The sequence below is a fragment of the Candidatus Mycobacterium methanotrophicum genome, from assembly GCF_023515995.1.
GTDB lineage: Bacteria > Actinomycetota > Actinomycetes > Mycobacteriales > Mycobacteriaceae > Mycobacterium > Mycobacterium methanotrophicum.
Genome location: NZ_CP097320.1, coordinates 1,316,897 through 1,332,503, shown reverse-complemented (window position 1 = coordinate 1,332,503; position 15,607 = coordinate 1,316,897). Strand labels below are relative to the sequence as shown.

Sequence of the window (15,607 nt, the reverse complement as noted above, 5' to 3'; positions counted from 1 at the left end):
GTCCCGCTCAGCGTCGCCCCGTGCGCTGCACGTCACGGACCACCAACGACAGCACCCAGCTGACGATCGACAAGACGATCGCGGCCCAGATCGCGGTCCACCAGAAGTGGTCGATCGCCAGGCCCCAATGAGTGGTGTGAGCGGTGATCCATGCCGTGATCCACAGCATGAGCCCGTTGATGACGATGTGGATCAGGCCCAACGTGAGGATGTACAGCGGGATCGACAGGATCTGCACGATCGGCTTGATGAACGCGTTGACCAGACCGAAGATCACCGCGACGACGAAGATGATGCCGGCCCTCTGCAGCCCGGTGTCGCCGCCGACGAAGCTGAGCCCATGAACGACGAGGGTGACCACCCAGAGGGCGAATCCCGTCAACGCGGCGCGGATGAGAAATGGCCCCATGGGCGTCAAACTACTCCGCGGAACCGCAACAAATAGATGTCCATGATCCAACCGTGACGCGCGCGGGCGTCGGCCCGCAGCGCGGCGATCCGCTCGCCGACCTCGCCGACCGTCCCCGCGACTAGCAGTTCGGCGTCGGTGCCGAGGTAGGCGCCCCACCAGATCCGGGTTTCGGGTGGGCACGGGCGAAACGAACACTCGCTGTCGAGCATGACCACTGCCGACCCGGACAGCTCGCGGTCTCGAAGCTGGCGACCGGTGGTGATCAGCACCGGTTCGCCGACATCGTTGAGTGGGATGCGGTGCCGTGCCGTCAGCGCCTGGATGGCGGTGATACCCGGGATGACGTCGTAGCTGATGTCGATCTCGGCGGTAACGGCGTCCAGGATGCGCAGCGTGCTGTCGTACAGCGACGGATCTCCCCAGGCCAGGAAGGCCCCGACGCCGTCCGGACCGAGTTCGGCGGCAATCGCCGTCGCCCAGATCCGCGCGCGCGCCGCGTGCCAGTCGGACACCGCCTCGCGGTATTCAGCGTCTTTAGCCCGTCGCGGATCGGGCAGCTCGACGAATCGGTAGCCGGGCCCTCGGATGTACCGGTCGCAGATCGCTCGCCGCAGCCCAACCAAGTCGCTTTTCGCCGGGCCCTTGTCCATCGCGAAGAACACCTGGGTCCGGTTGAGCGCCTCGATCGCCGCGACGGTGACGTACTCGGGGTCGCCCGCCCCAATGCCGATGACGTGGATGTGCCGGGTCATGCAGGCAAAGCCTAACGAGGACTGGTCGAAACCATAGGTACCCAGTACCATCGGTATCGAGTCTTCAGCGGTGAGGAGGAGTGGCGCCAATGATTAACGCGGTGAAGCCGGTCGGGCCGAGTCGTGAAGAGTTCGCCGAACGCCTGCTCAAAGGATCGGCGAAGAAGTCTTATTTCCCGGTCGTCGACATCGACTGGGATGCGCCGCTGGACCCGGACAAGTTTTACCTCCCACCGCGAACCGTGTCGCTGTACGGCACGCCGATCTGGGATGAGATGACGCGCGCTCAGCGCATCGAGTTGTCCCGGCAGGAGCTGGTGAACACCCTGTCGGCCGGTATCTGGTTCGAAAACATCCTCAGCCAGGCGCTGCTGCGCAAACTCATGCACAAGGACCCCACCAGCCGGTCCTCGCACTACGCGCTGACCGAACTGGGCGACGAAACGCGTCACATGGTGATGTTCGGCAAGGCCATCGAGCGGGTCGGCGCCAAGCCCGTTCGCCCGCGCCGCTACCACCGGATCATCATCAACACGCTGCCGTTGTTTTTCCGCGGGTCGGTCCTCTGGATGGCCGCGCTGATCGGCGAGGAGATCTTCGACTCGCTGCAGCGCCAAATGATGGACGACCCCGAGCTGCAGCCGATCATCCAGCGGCTGATGCGAATTCACGTCACCGAAGAGGCCCGTCACATCCAGTTCGCCCGCGACGGCCTGCGCAGGCGGGCGCCGCAAATGCGTCGGCCGGAGCGGTGGTTCGTCGGCAACATCAACGGCTTAGGCGGCTGGTTCTTCCGTTACCTGTTCACCAACCCGATCTCCTATCGGCGGGCGGGTCTCGACGCCCGGCAGGCACGCGCCGCCGCACGCAACAGCGCGCATCACCACCAAGTCCAGGTCGCGGGATTCGCCCCGCTGGCCGCGTTTTTGACCGAGGTGGGCTTGATGGGACCGTTGGCGCGCCGCGGCTGGGCGCGCACCAAGTTCCTGTGATCCACCACGTCATCGCCGTCGGGGGCGAGGTCGCCGGCTTCCCGACGCTGGACGGCGAGGTGATCAGCTCGGTGTTCGACGACGGCGCCGACACCTGGACACTGACCACCGCCGACGGCCAGACCTGCCGAAGCCGGATAGTGCTCGCCGGCCAGCCGCCGTTCGTCCCGTGGATCCCAGACCTGTTCGGCCGCAGAGACTTTCGCGGTGACTCCTTCCACGCGGCAGCCGCACCCGCCGACTTCGACCCCGCCGGCCGCCGCATCGCGGTGATCGGCGCCGACTCCAGCGCCGGGCGGTTGATCGGCCGATTCGCCGGTTCGGCGGCCACCGTCAAGGTATTTCCCCTGCCGCCGCGCCGGATCGTCCCGCCACCCCCCCGCATGGGGCGCTACCTGCGTCGCCGTCACGCCAAGGTGGTCGAATCTCCCGTCAACGAGGTGACCGCGGCGGGCGTCCGCACCGCCGACGGTGTCCACCACGACGCCGACGTCGTCGTCTACGGGACCGGCTTCGCAGTCCGCGCTGGTCTGCCACCCCAGACACTGGTCGGCGCCCGCGGCCAAACCATTCAGCAAGCCTGGATCAACGGCACAGAGCCCTACCTTGGGATCGCGCTGCACGGCGTCCCCAACTACTTCGCCGTGGGCGGGCCGGACCCGCAGGCAGCATTGCACTATGTCGTCGAATGCCTGCGGCTTGTGGAAGGGCACACTCGCATCGAGGTGCGCCGCAGCGATCAGCAGGTATTCAATGAGCGGGTTTACCTACACCGACCACGTCCGAGGGGATTCGCTTCGGCATTCGAAGTTTCCTCGCCGGGCGAAGGCGTGCAGGACGACACCTATGACGGCCCGGCAACGCTGAGCTCAGCAGAAACGTGCGCCCATGCGCGGGTCCGACTGATCGGCCACGTCGACCCGCTCGACGGCCAATACCATTGGCAGGGAACAGTTTTCGATCTGCTTCCAGCAGAGCTGACGCGGGCCCGCACGGTCACTTTAGTGGTGGGCGAGCGTAGCGCGTCGGCGCGCCTCACCGAAGAAACGCCGCAGGGCACGCACTCGATCGCCGGAGTGGGCGCACCGCCGTTCGCCATGGCGGACCTCGAATTCAGCACCCCGCGGCGCTAAAACGCGACTGTCGGATCACCGGGGGCGCGCGTAGTCTGATCGGAGGCCCGTAACCCCGATTACCTCGGCATTCGTGCGGGTAACCGACGAACGGTGGCGGTGGTAATGGCAACCGAAAACAGCGCCCTTAATGTGGTCGCGGTCGGCGCCTCGGCCGGTGGGGTGGAGGCCTTGACCAACTTCGCTGCCGGCCTGCCGCCTGACCTCCCATATGCGGTTTTGGTCGTGCTGCATGTGCCGGTCGGAGCGCCAAGCGTTTTGGCCCGCATTTTGGATCGCGCCGGGCCGCTACCGGCGGCGCAAGCCGTCGACGGCGAAGCTTTGCAAGCCGGCACGATCCGGGTGGCGGTGCCCAATCGCCACCTGCTCACCTACGGCCGCAAAATTGCATTATCTGACGGTCCGACCGAAAACGGCCATCGGCCGGCGATTAACGCGTTGTTCCGCTCGGTGGCGCTGGCATTTGGTCATCGCGCGGTCAGTGTGCTGATGTCCGGTGTGCTCGACGACGGCACGCTGGGGACAGCGGCCATCCGCTCGCGCGGCGGCACGACGATCGCGCAGTCACCCGATGAGGCACTGTTTCCGGCCATGCCGCTCAACGCCATCGACGCCGGCGTGGTGGATCACCAAGTCGGGGCGGTTGAAGTGGGCGGCCTGCTGAAGCAGTTGGCCGATCGAGAATTCGAGGAGCGCGCGATGGAGCCCGACGCACGCATGGATTTGGAGAACCAGATTGCGATGGCGCGACGGTTCTCGACGGACTTCGACACACCGAGACCCTGGGCCAGCCATCCGGATACACCTGCCCGGACTGCAATGGGACGCTGATCTCGGTGAGTGAAAACAATTACCGCTGTCATGTCGGACACGCGTGGACAGCCGATGCGCTGCTGCGCGCACGCGACAACGAGATCGAAAGCGCGCTTTGAGTAGCCATTCGCAGCCTGCAGGAAAAAGCCAAGCTGTCGCGCCGGCTGGCCGGACAAGTCAGTCCCGGAGGGCTCAGCGCGCGCTATGAGACGATCGCCGACGAGGCTGAACGCGCGATGACCGTGCTCGGCCACCGGTTATCCGAGGCCTACCTCAAACACCGGGAGCCTGATGGGTAGGCCGGCGAGTTCGATAGTGGTTTCCGCGGACTCCGCCGGAACCGTCTGTGTGCTCACCGTTGACGGCGTGCTCGACAACAGCACGTACCTGAGCCTGCGCGACGCCGTCATCAAGGCGGCGCTGGATGAACCGCGGGCGGTGCTTGTCGACGTCAACCGGCTCGACGTTCCCGTGGGCTCGGCGTGATCGGTGTTTACCAGTGCACGCTGGCATGTCAGCACATGGCCCGATGTTCCGATCATCCTGGTGTGCGGCCACCCCGGTTTGCGGAGAACCATCGCACGCACCGGCGTGACGCGTTACGTGCCGGTGCGCGCCACGATCGATGCGGCACGGGCCGCGCTGACCGATGCTCACCCCGCCCGGTTGCGGGCTCGTACCGAATTGCCCGCCTCGCTCGCCAGCCTGCGCGCGGCCCGCGAATTCGTGGCCGAATGGCTCGCAGCCTGGTCTCACCATGAGCTGATCCCGGTGGCTACCGTCGTCGCCAACGTCTTTGTCGAGAACGTGTTGCAGCACACCCTCACCGGGCCCGTGCTGGTCCTGGAATCCGACGGCACGGCAGTCTTCGTCTCGGTGCAGGACAACAGTTCGACACCGGCGGCGCGCCATGAGGATCCCTATCGCGGGGGAGAGCGGGTCTCCGGGTTGGCGATCGTCGCCTCGGTGTGCCGCGCCTGGGGAAGCACGCCGACGCCGTCGGGAAAGACGGTCTGGGCAGTTGTTGGCCCCGAAAATCGGCTTTAGCCGCTCGATGACGACGAGCGCTGGGACAGCGCGAGAAGGAGTCGGGCCATCAGCTTCCGAGTAATGTTGCGTCTCGCGACCGGTTGTCGGCAGACGGGACGAAATGGACACCAAGACAGACGAATCCTTCGAAGCCCTGCTGCGCTACATGCGAGATACCCGGGGATTCGATTTCACCGGGTATAAGCGCACCACGCTGATACGGCGAGTTCGTCACCGCATGGCACAAGCCGGTTATGAGAAAACGTCAATATCTCGACGTGCTGCAGGCCAGCTCCGATGAGTTCTCGGCCCTGTTCAACACCATCCTGATCAATGTCACCGCATTTTTCCGCGACCCCGACGCATGGGAGTACATCGCCAGCGACGTCATCCCGCAAATGCTGGCAGAGCGCGGCCCCGACGACCCGATTCGGGTCTGGAGCGCCGGCTGCGCTTCCGGGCAGGAGGCCTACACGCTGGCCATGCTGCTGGCCGAGACGCTCGGGCCGGACGCGTTCCGCCGGCGGGTGAAGATCTACGCGACCGACGTCGACGAGGACGCCCTGACCGAGGCGCGAGCCGCCGACTACGAGGCCAAGGCCGTCGAGTCGGTGCCGGAAGAATTGCTGGACAAGTACTTCGACCGACAAAATGGCCGCTACATCTTCCACAAGGACCTTCGCCGCGCGGTGATTTTCGGCCGTAACGACTTGGTCAAAGATGCGCCCATCTCCCGGGTCGATCTGCTGGTGTGCCGCAACACCCTGATGTACATGAACGCGGATACGCAGCGAAATGTGCTGGGCCGCTTGCATTATGCGTTGGCCGTCCAGGGCACGCTGTTCCTCGGCCACGCCGAGATGCTGCTCAGCCACACCGATCGGTTTAAGCCGTTGAACATCAAACATCGAATCTTCCGGAAAACGCCGGGGTCACATGGCGGGTTGCAGCGTTACGATCCAGCCGCGGCGATGTATGAGCGACATGGCGATCAAACAGGTCTGACCACCGTGCGCGAGTTGGCTTTTCGGGCGAACCCGGTGGCCCAGGTTGTGGTGACGGGCGAGGACACCGTCGCGATGATCAACCAGCAGGCCGAAACCATGTTCGGGCTCTCGGCGCGCGACATCGGCCGGCTGCTGCGCGACCTGGAGGTGTCCTACCGACCGGTGGAGTTGCGCGCCTACCTGGAACAGGCCAAGGTCGAGCGCCGCTCTGCCCGCATTCAAGACGTCAAGTGGCAACGTCCGGGTGCGGAAACCGTCTGGTTCGAAATCCACGTCAACCCGCTGATCGACGCGGAGAACGGGCTGCTGGGTGTGTCGATCGTTTTCTTCGACGTGACCGCGACCAGGGCGCTGTTGGACAAGGTGGTGGCCACCAACCGACAACTCGAAGCGGCCTACGAGGAATTGCAGTCCACCAACGAAGAACTCGAGACCACCAACGAGGAATTGCAGTCGACGGTCGAGGAGCTGGAGACCACCAACGAGGAATTGCAGTCCACCAACGAAGAACTCGAGACGATGAACGAGGAGTTGCAGTCCACCAACGACGAGCTGCACATGATCAACGACACCTTGCGCGAACGCAGCGTCGAACTACACGACGCGCGTACCTTCCTCGACTCGCTGGTCAACTCGGCGCACTTCGGCATGGTCGTTATCGATCGGGAGATGCGTGTTGTGGTGTGGAACCGGAGTTGCGAAGAGCTGTGGGGGCTGCGGGCCGACGAGACCACCGGCCAAATCCTGACAAGTTTGGACATCGGGCTACCGATGGACACCATCCGCCCGCTGATCGGCAACGCGTTCGTGGATCCGGAAAACCCGGGCGAGTCCGTCGTCGAGGCGATCAACCGCCGAGGCCGGCCCACTCACGTTCGCGTGACCTGCACCGGCTTCCAAGGCCCCGAGGGTGGCGTGAACGGCGCGCTGTTGTCGATGGAGGTGCAATCCTGATCGGTGATTCACCCACCCCGGCGGTGATTCCGTAGATCGTCGAATTCTGCCTTCACGATGCGGTAGCACTCGCAGGCCTTCTGCTCCAGCCCGCCCCGGTCGGCGATCACGACGACGCCCCGGCGGTAGCGGATCAGCCCGTCGGCTTGGATCCGGTGGGCCGTATCGGAGACGGTGGGCCGGCGCACGCCGAGCATCTGGGCCAGAAAATCCTGAGTGAGCGGGAACTCGTCGCGTCCCACCCGGTCCTGCGTGGTTAACAACCACCTTGCCATCCGGACGTCGGTCGAGTGGCTGCGGTTGCAAACGACGTTCTGAGCAACCTGCACCATGGTGGCCTGGGTGAACCGGTTCATCAGGGCACGCAGTGCGCCGCCGCGACCCAGCGCCTGGCGGAAATCTTCCACCCCGATTCCAACGGTGTCACCGGCCACCTGGCAAAACGCCGCCTGCAGACTGCTGCCGGCGCCGAGGTATGCGGGCAGGCCCACCATTCCCTCGTAACCGACGGTGGCGACCTCCAGCCGAAACTTGCCGTCGGCGATCGCGACCAGCGAGTAGACCGACGTCAGCGGGAAGTAGATGTCGGTGATCGGCTTCCCCGGCGCGTAGCCGACGTGCTTGATTTCCGTCCGCTCCAGCCGCAGGCGCCGCGCAAGCTCGTCGAACTCCGATTCGGGCAGCTGAGCCAAAATCGCATTGCGCCGAACTCCTTCTTCGGTCACTGTCCCTGACTACCCGATCTGTTCGCGGATACGTCGCTGACCTGACATAGCGACTACCGTGGGGCTGGTGAACCTGCCCCGCGATCCCGCTACGGTGGCGAGCTTCGGGCGCGTCGTCGTCGTCGCATCGCTCGGCGGGATCCAGGCCATTACCGCTGTCCTATCGGGGCTGCCCGCCACGTACCCGATCCCGATAGCAGTCGTGCAGCACCGGCGGCGCACTGGCGCCCGCGACCTGCTCGTACCCATCCTGGCCCGCCGAACGAAGCTACCCACGCGGGTCGCCGAAAGCGGTTGTGCGGCAGATCAATTCGGGATCACCGTCGTGCCCGGGCAGACCGTCGCAACCATCGACAACGCGGGCCGGTGGGTGCTGAACGACGCCGTGGCAGGCGCCGCGCCAGGCAACGAGCTGCTGGTCAGCTCGGCGCGCACGACGCCGACCGTCGCGGTGATCTTGACAGGGGCGCTGGGCGACGGCGCCGACGGCTGTCGCGCGGTCAAGCGCAGCGGCGGACGCGTGCTGGTCCAGGATCCGGCCACCGCTCAGGCGGGCAGTATGCCCGCCAATGCGATCGCCACCGGCTGCGCCGACTTCGTGCTGCCGCTGGACCGGCTCGCGTCCGCGCTGCTGGCCCTTACCACCGCGCCGGGCGCCGCGGAGCTGCTTGCGGTGCCGCTGCCGCCGTGGGCCAGGCTCACCTCCTAAGCGCGCCACCCCTCAGCCGTGGTGTTCTGATTTCACCAGCTCGCGGGCGACGACCGCCAGCGGCGTATTCGAGCTCTGCGATAGCCGCTTGAGCAGTTCGAACGCCTGCACCGCATCGATCTTGAATCGTTCCATGATCATGCCCTTGGCCTGGCCGATGATGTCGCGGGAGGCCAACGCGCTGCGGAACTGCTCATCGCGGCGCGCCATGTTCCACGCCACGGCGGTGTGGGTGGCCAGGACTAGCCCCATTTCCGCCGCTTCCTCGTCAAATGCACGCGGCTGTTGCGCGTAAAAGTTCAACGCACCCATGGTGCGGTGGTCGGCGAACAACTGGAACGAGATGATCGACCGGATGGGGGTCTGCCTCACTTCACGGCAGAACGCGGGCCAGCGGTCTTCGAGCTGCGTGTCGTCAATCCGGATCACGTGATGCTCCCAGGCTGCCGACAGGCACGGACCCTGCTTGTGTCGTTGCTGGATTTCGTCGAGCAGCCGGGGGTAACGGTCGGTCGCCGCGGCTGTCCGCACCTTCCCGCCGCGAGACGCGATCGTGATGCCGGCATGCTGCGCACGGGGCATGGCGCTGACAGCGCTTTCGGTTAATTCCGCCAAGGCGGCGTCGACGTCGGTGTTCTCCTGCCGCTGCAGGGTCTGCGCCAACTCCGCGACTTCATGGATGAGCCCACTAGATCGGCTTACCAACATGTCATCACTCCGACCGTCTGCTTCGACCGCGACGTCGCCATTGCCCCCCCCCGCCACAAATCGGGCAACAATCAGTTCACGGCGGCGGCGACGGTCCCGCGGCCTAGTATTCGGTCGGAATTGGACAGCCCGCTCGCGAGGGAGACGGCGTGCGGTTTAGGTTCCACAGCAGTCATACAGCAAACGTAGAGGAGACCCGCATGATTCGGGACCTACCGTGGATTGCGAAGCCGAAAATCTTTTGCGAGGAGCATCATGGCACGAACCGAAAGCGACAGCTGGGATTTGGCCAGCAGCGTCGGCGCCACTGCGACCATGGTGGCGGCCACACGGGCGGCGGCCAGCCGACGTCCGGACCCGGTGATCAACGACCCGTTCGCCGAGCCGCTGGTCCGTCGTGGTCGGACTGGACCTGTTCACCAAGGTGGCCTCCGGCGAGCTGAACTTCGGCGACGTCGACGACAACGCCGGTTTCCCTCGGATGATCGACACGTTTGCTGCCCGGACCCGGTTTTACGACGAGTACTTCGCCGAGGCCGCCGGCATCGACCTGCGTGCGGACTGGCCGGCGGCTCTGCGGCAGGCGGGTTTTGAAGCCACCCAACCGACGGCCTGGCTGGCCGAGGGGGTTCTCATCGGTTTCTTGCCGCCCGAGGCCGAAGTTCGCTTGCTGGACCACGTGAACGCGCTCAGTTCACCGGCAAGCAGGTTCGCCGGGGACTACGGATCGGTGCGCGGTCAAACCGAGGAGGAGCAGCGCCAGGCGCAGATCGTGACCGACCGCTGGCGCGAACACGGCCTGGATCTGCACATTCCCGATTTGACGTATCCGGGCGAGCACACCGACGTCGCGGCCCATCTGCACGCTCACGGCTGGGACACCGCCACCTTCGTGCTGGCCGACCTGTTCGACAGAGCGGCGCTGGCGCCGCTGGAGGCCGAAGCGCAGGCGAGCGCGCCCGCTTCGATCAGCTTCGTCCGGGCGACTCGGCGATAAAAGCTGGATCGGCCGGGTACTCACAACGCACGGGACTGGAATTAGGGAAAGGTTTTGATGAATCCGCGGAATCCTTTGGTTTCAACCGATGGCGTCGTCGGTCAGGCCGCTACGGGCGCCCAACTGCTGGCGGCGGATTGGTCGCAGCATCTGGGCTGGTTTCGGTTCTATTTCGACGACGATCGATGGACATGGTCACCGCAGGTCGAGCGTATGCACGGCTACCCGCCGGGGGCCACGGCGCCGAGCACTTTGTTGGTCCTCTCGCACGTGCATCTCGACGATTACCGCAAGGTGGCCGTAACTCTGCAGGACGCGCGCCGCGGTGAGCATCCGTTCAGCTCACGTCACCGCATCCTGGACACCGGGCATCGCCTGCATCATGTGGTGATGGTTGGCGCCCCGTTCTACGACATTGAAGGAGCGGTGGCCGGCCTGCAAGGTTTCTGTCTCGACGTGACCGCGGTGAACTTGAAGCCGAGCCGAGATGGCCACCCCGCTCAGTCCAACGGCCACGGTGCAAATGGCCGGCGACGGGTCCGCGCCGCACGCTCATGAATGTGTGGCGAAGTCACCCATTTCATTCCCGCATCACCTCGCGCGATTCTTTGTCGGGCCGCAGCCCACGCCAGCTGGGCTGACGCAGCCGACCGTCAGACGTCCACTCGCTGTACCGGACTTCCCCGACCAGCGTAGGTTTCACGAAGGTCACGCCCTTGGCGTCCTTTGTGGGAAGTGGTGCGTCGAAGGGTGATTCGTCGGTGTGCAACGGCTTGAGCGTCTTCTTCAGCGCGGCCAAGTCTCGTTCGGTGAACCCGGTGCCGACCCGCCCCGCGAAATGCAGCCCGTCCGCAGTCGGCATCCCCATCAGTAACGACCCGATCCCGCTGGTGCGCCCGCCCTCGCCGGCGCGCCATCCGCCGATGACGACTTCCTGGGTGTTCCAATACTTGTGCTTGAGCCACGACGCCGAGCGGCGACCCGGCCGGTAGGTGGAGTCGCGCTTTTTGGCGATCACACCCTCCCACTGGTGCTTACGTGAGTAGTCCAGCGCCTCGGCGCCGTCGCCGGCTAGTAGCTCGGGAACGTTCACACCGCCCACGCCGGCAAGCGTTTCCAGCAGTTGGCGCCGATCAGAGTAGCGCGCCCGCAATAACGACCGCCCGTCCAAATACAGCAGGTCGAATGCCCAGAACTCGATTCTGGTGGACCGCGCCCTGTTCTGCATTTCAGTAAATCGCGGAACACCGGAAGCGTCGAGCGCGACGACTTCGCCGTCGAGAACAACACGGTGATCGCCGAGATCGCGTGCCAGTGAACGCAGTTGAGGATATTCCTTGGTGACGTCACGCCCGTTGCGCGAACGCAGCCGTACGGCGCCATAATCAGCGTCGACCAGCAACCGGTAACCGTCCCACTTGCCCTCGAATGCCCATTGCGGTGCTTTCAGGTTCGCCACCGAACCCTCTGTGGCGAGCATCGGGACCAGTTCATCGAATTGGAAAACCTTTTGGTCTTTCATCCGATGCGCCAGCCACTGGTCGCCGTCGGTTTGAATCAGCGCGTAGCGCCCGGAGATCCGCTGACCATGCAGCGTGACAATCACTTCATCCTCTCGGAACTTCTCCGCGTCATAGGTGCCGGAGTCCCAGATGATCACCTCGCCGGCGCCGTATTCTCCTTTCGGGATGCCGCCTTCGAAGCTGCCGTACTCCAGCGGATGGTCCTCGGTGTGAACCGCCAGGTGGTTGACCGCGGTGGTCTCCGGCAGGTTCTTCGGCACCGCCCAGGACACGAGTACACCGTCGCGTTCGAGGCGGAAGTCGTAGTGCAGCCGGCGGGCGTGGTGCTCCTGAATGACAAAGGTATTACCTCGTCCGATAGACGGTTTCGAGGTGGGCACGGGTTCCGGCGTTTTCGACGGGTCTCGCATGCTGCGGTATTTGCTCAGCCGATCCGGGGTCCGCGCGTCGGCGTCCAGCGGCGCCAGCAAGTCTCCGTCGCGCTCGACCCTTTTCAGCACTTCGTCGTACCGCAGATGGCGAAGCTTCTTGTCGTCGAGCTCCTCCCAGCTGCGCGGTGCGGCGACTGTCGGATGCTCGCGACCCCGCAGCGAATAGGGCGCGATGGTGGTCTTCGACGCGTTGTTCTGGCTCCAGTCCAGGAAAACCTTACCCGCTCGCAGGCTCTTGGTCATCGTCGCGGTGACCAGTTTCGGCATCGACTTTTCCAATTGCTGCGCCACACGTTTGGCCAACACCACCGCGCCGCGGCTGCTCACCGGCTTGTCCAGCGGGCTATACAGATGCAGCCCCTTGCTGCCGCTGGTGAGCGGGAACGTGGCCAGGCCGACGTCGGTCATCAGGTCCCGAACGGCGCGGGCCACCGTGGCCAGCTGGGCCATCGTCACACCTTCGCCGGGGTCGAGGTCGAACACCAGGCGGGTCGCCGGGCCGGGCTTGAGTTCTTCGCCTTTGCGCGTCCACTCGGCTTCGAAGCGCCACTGCGGCGCATGCACCTCCAGGGAGGCCTGTTGGGCGATCCACGCCAGCCCGTCGATGCTGTCGATGATCGGATATGTGGTTGTCCCGGACCGGTGTGCAACGCTGGCGCGCGGCAGCCAGTCCGGCGCTGACGAGGCCAGCTGCTTTTCGAAGAACGACGCCTCGTCCACGCCGTTGGGCCAGCGCTTGCGGGTGGCCGGGCGGCCGGCAATGTGCGGCACCATCACCGCGGCGATGCTGGTGTAGTAGGCGAAGACGTCGCCTTTTGTGGTCCCGGTTGCCGGGTAGAGCACCTTGTCGGCGTTGGTCAGCTTCACCCGCGGCGCCACAGCGGTAAACCTACGCCGCCGGTACCGGTGTGACGCATTTCACCGGGCCAGTTAAACGCCTGCTGACGCCGGCAATGTTCGGCGTAGCGGAGTCCTGCTCCCGTGCCTGCTGCGTTGATGCGCGGTATGTTCGGTAACCGATGCGCTTCGATGACAGCCTCACGAGTCTTGTCCCCGAGCGCCGTAGCGGCGGCGTCCCGCTGAGTGACGCCACATTGCCCCTGCATTCGCAACGGATCGACGTGCCGACCTATGACAGGTCGGCCCTTCGGCGTGGTGTCGTTCATATCGGATTGGGGAACTTTCACCGTGCGCATCAGGCTGTCTACCTCGACGACCTTGCTTCCCTTGGTATTTCGCACCAGTGGGGGGTGACCGCCGTCAGTCTTCATTCCCGCGACGTAAAAGATGTACTGTCGGCTCAAGATGGGCTTTATACCGTCGTGCAACGCGGCCACGACCGCCAAACCGCCCGGGTGGTCGGCTCGATCGGCTCCTGTCACTACGCACCGAACGACAGCGCTGCTGTCCGTCGGGCTCTGGTTGATCCCCAGACCCGCGTCGTCAGCCTAACGATTACCGGCAACGGATACTTCCTTGACCCGGTCACCGGTGAGTTCGACGCCAGCCACCCCGATGTGCGTGCCGATCTTGTGGTGTCGAATTGCTTTGTCACTGCGTGGGGATATCTCGCCGAGGCGCTTCACCGGCGCCGCCACGCCGGTGTAGCCCCGTTCACGGTGCTCTGCTGCGACAACATTCCCGATAACACACAAGCCGCGCGAACCGCGCTGGTGTCGTTCGCCGCGTTACGCGATCCTCAACTCGCCGGTTGGATCGACAGACATGTCGCATTCCCGTCGACCATGGTCGACCGCATCACTCCCGCGACCTCCGACTCGGGGCGCAAATTCGTCGAACGCACGTTTGGCATCGCCGACAAGTGGCCGGTGCTGACCGAACCGCATCGCCAATGGATCATCGAGGACACCTTCAGCGCCGGCCGTCCGCCCCTCGATGAGGTCGGCGCCCAGTTCGTAAGCGACGTCGGCGACCACAAGTTGGTGAAAACACGTCTGCTCAACGGAACCCATATCGCGCTCGGGATTTTGGCGACGCTGGCCGGCTACCAGCGCACCGACGAAGCGATGGCAGACCACGTCATCTTCGATTACGTCGAGCAGCTGATGCGCGATGAGATTCAGCCACTGCTGCCCCCGGTGCCCGGAATGAACACCCCCGGCTATCGCAACACGTTGCTGATTCGGCTCAGTAATCCGCGCATGGGCGACCAGTTGTCCCGCTTGGCTCGCCGGGGATCGGCAAAGATTTCATCATTTCTGCTGCCGTCCCTGCAGGAGGCGATCGCCCAGGGCAGATCGCACACGCTGTTGATGTTGGCTTTGGCCGGGTGGGCCCGCTACCTGCGCGGCTACGACCTCAAGGGTGGCAAGATCCGCATCCAGGATCCGGAGTCGGAATTGCTGACCCGGTTGGCGACCACGGCAGGCAACGACCCCGGTCCGTTGCTGCGGCATCAGATGTTCATCGGGCTACGGTCGGTTCCGACCTTCAAGGAGCGTATCGGCGACATGATTGCGGATATCGACGAGCGTGGTGTGCTATCCGCAATGCGCCAGGCGTTGCGCGACGAGGTGCGGGAGCTGGTGTGGCGATGACCTCCCAGGGGCTAAAATTTGTGGGCCAGTTTGACCCGGCATCGATTACCACGTTGCTCTGCGACGCAGACGACAACCTCTTTCCTTCCGAGAAACCAGCATTCGATGCCTCGGCCGAGGTGATCAGTCGCTTTCTAGCCAGGTTCGGCGTGCCGGCGCCTTTCACCGCAGAGGAACTGCGCAAGCAGGCGGTCGGAAAAAATTTCCGCAGCATCGCTCTGGACCTTGCTGTGCTGTCGGAAGTGCCCATGGAGCAGACGCTGGCGAACGGCCGTGGTGCTGCCGTTGTCGCTTCGGAGCGCGACGTGGCAGCCGGTCGCGCATTGTGCGCCGACGAGCTCGAGCGGTGGGTACGCGAAGAACGCGAACAGGTCACCGCACATCTGGCCGCCACGCTGAAGCCAGACCCCGAAGTGCTTGGTCCGTTGCAAACTCTCGCATCGCGCTATGCACTGGCAGCGGTCAGCTCCAGTGCCACCAAGCGACTGGATGCCTGTTTCACCGCCACCGGTCTTCATCCGCTCATCCCGGCGGCCCTGCGCTTCAGCGCGGAAGATTCCCTGCCCGTGCCGACGAGCAAACCCAACCCCGCGGTATATCTGCACGCCGGCCAGGTGATGGAGATCAACGCCGGCCACGGCCTGGCCATCGAAGACTCGGTGCCCGGCGTGAAATCCGCGGTGGAGGCCGGCTACCTCACCGTCGGCAATGCGATGTTCGTGCCGGCCGCCGAACGGCCTCGCCGCACTGCGGAACTGATCGACGCCGGCGCCGTCGCGATAACCGACTCCTGGCGCGCTCTCGCAGATGCCCTGATGTTGTCGCCCGTGACAGGTGGAGGCTCGCGGATCTAGGAGCTGCGCA

The 15,607-nt window shown here is 64.8% G+C and carries 11 protein-coding genes and 4 pseudogenes; 10 read left to right on the top strand and 5 right to left on the bottom strand.

Features of this window, described 5'->3' with window-relative positions; all coding sequences use genetic code 11:
* Positions 1-7: 7 nt before the first annotated feature.
* Positions 8-409, bottom strand: a complete 402-nt coding sequence (locus tag M5I08_RS07290) for a phage holin family protein (protein WP_219066299.1) — start codon at positions 407-409, stop codon at positions 8-10.
* A 5-nt stretch (positions 410-414) separates the two neighbouring features.
* Entirely contained in the window at positions 415-1,164 is a 750-nt protein-coding gene (gene cobF, locus M5I08_RS07285; protein ID WP_219066300.1) for a precorrin-6A synthase (deacetylating), read from the bottom strand.
* Positions 1,165-1,253: 89 nt separating this feature from the next.
* On the opposite strand from cobF, the gene M5I08_RS07280 reads away from it, so the two are divergent.
* The 5 genes and pseudogenes from M5I08_RS07280 to M5I08_RS07260 all read left to right on the top strand — a co-directional run bounded on the left by M5I08_RS07280 (position 1,254) and on the right by M5I08_RS07260 (position 7,092).
* On the top strand, positions 1,254-2,156 hold the full coding sequence (locus M5I08_RS07280) for an AurF N-oxygenase family protein (RefSeq protein ID WP_219066301.1): 903 nt from the start codon (positions 1,254-1,256) through the stop codon (positions 2,154-2,156).
* Positions 2,153-3,289 carry a DUF4873 domain-containing protein gene (locus M5I08_RS07275; RefSeq protein ID WP_249763177.1) on the top strand — a complete coding sequence of 379 codons (1,137 nt, stop codon included), beginning with the start codon at positions 2,153-2,155 and terminating at the stop codon, positions 3,287-3,289. Before M5I08_RS07280 ends, M5I08_RS07275 begins: the two co-directional genes overlap by 4 nt.
* Positions 3,290-3,394: 105 nt before the next feature.
* Positions 3,395-4,401, top strand: a pseudogene (locus tag M5I08_RS07270) (chemotaxis protein CheB).
* A pseudogene (locus M5I08_RS07265) lies at positions 4,394-5,149 on the top strand (STAS domain-containing protein). The pseudogenes M5I08_RS07270 and M5I08_RS07265 overlap by 8 nt, the downstream one beginning before the upstream one ends.
* A 103-nt stretch (positions 5,150-5,252) precedes the next feature.
* A pseudogene (locus tag M5I08_RS07260) lies at positions 5,253-7,092 on the top strand (CheR family methyltransferase).
* 8 nt (positions 7,093-7,100) lie between these two features.
* Here M5I08_RS07260 and M5I08_RS07255 read toward each other — a convergent pair.
* The gene (locus M5I08_RS07255) at positions 7,101-7,817 is read right to left on the bottom strand and encodes a Crp/Fnr family transcriptional regulator (RefSeq protein WP_219066302.1); all 717 of its coding nucleotides are present in this window, start codon (positions 7,815-7,817) and stop codon (positions 7,101-7,103) included.
* Positions 7,818-7,884: 67 nt separating this feature from the next.
* On the opposite strand from M5I08_RS07255, the gene M5I08_RS07250 reads away from it, so the two are divergent.
* Complete coding sequence (locus tag M5I08_RS07250) at positions 7,885-8,526, top strand: chemotaxis protein CheB (protein ID WP_219066303.1); 642 nt, start codon at positions 7,885-7,887, stop codon at positions 8,524-8,526.
* A 12-nt stretch (positions 8,527-8,538) separates the two neighbouring features.
* Here M5I08_RS07250 and M5I08_RS07245 read toward each other — a convergent pair whose 3' ends face one another.
* A complete protein-coding gene (locus M5I08_RS07245) occupies positions 8,539-9,234 on the bottom strand; it encodes a GAF and ANTAR domain-containing protein (protein ID WP_219066304.1) in 696 nt (231 codons plus the stop codon).
* 255 nt (positions 9,235-9,489) lie between these two features.
* Between M5I08_RS07245 and M5I08_RS07240 the strand changes: the two are divergent.
* A pseudogene (locus tag M5I08_RS07240) lies at positions 9,490-10,231 on the top strand (class I SAM-dependent methyltransferase).
* Between the two features lie 57 nt (positions 10,232-10,288).
* Positions 10,289-10,789 (top strand): PAS domain-containing protein, encoded by a 501-nt coding sequence (locus tag M5I08_RS07235; protein ID WP_219066369.1) that lies wholly within the window; start codon positions 10,289-10,291, stop codon positions 10,787-10,789.
* Between the two features lie 22 nt (positions 10,790-10,811).
* On the opposite strand, the gene M5I08_RS07230 is transcribed toward M5I08_RS07235, so the two are convergent.
* The gene (locus tag M5I08_RS07230; RefSeq protein WP_219066305.1) at positions 10,812-13,064 is read right to left on the bottom strand and encodes an ATP-dependent DNA ligase; all 2,253 of its coding nucleotides are present in this window, start codon (positions 13,062-13,064) and stop codon (positions 10,812-10,814) included.
* A 140-nt stretch (positions 13,065-13,204) separates the two neighbouring features.
* Here M5I08_RS07230 and M5I08_RS07225 point away from each other — a divergent pair, with 140 nt between their 5' ends.
* Together M5I08_RS07225 and M5I08_RS07220 are read left to right on the top strand one after the other, a co-directional pair.
* The gene (locus tag M5I08_RS07225) at positions 13,205-14,743 is read left to right on the top strand and encodes a mannitol dehydrogenase family protein (RefSeq protein WP_219066306.1); all 1,539 of its coding nucleotides are present in this window, start codon (positions 13,205-13,207) and stop codon (positions 14,741-14,743) included.
* Complete coding sequence (locus M5I08_RS07220) at positions 14,740-15,597, top strand: HAD family hydrolase (protein WP_219066370.1); 858 nt, start codon at positions 14,740-14,742, stop codon at positions 15,595-15,597. Before M5I08_RS07225 ends, M5I08_RS07220 begins: the two co-directional genes overlap by 4 nt.
* Positions 15,598-15,607: the final 10 nt, after the last annotated feature.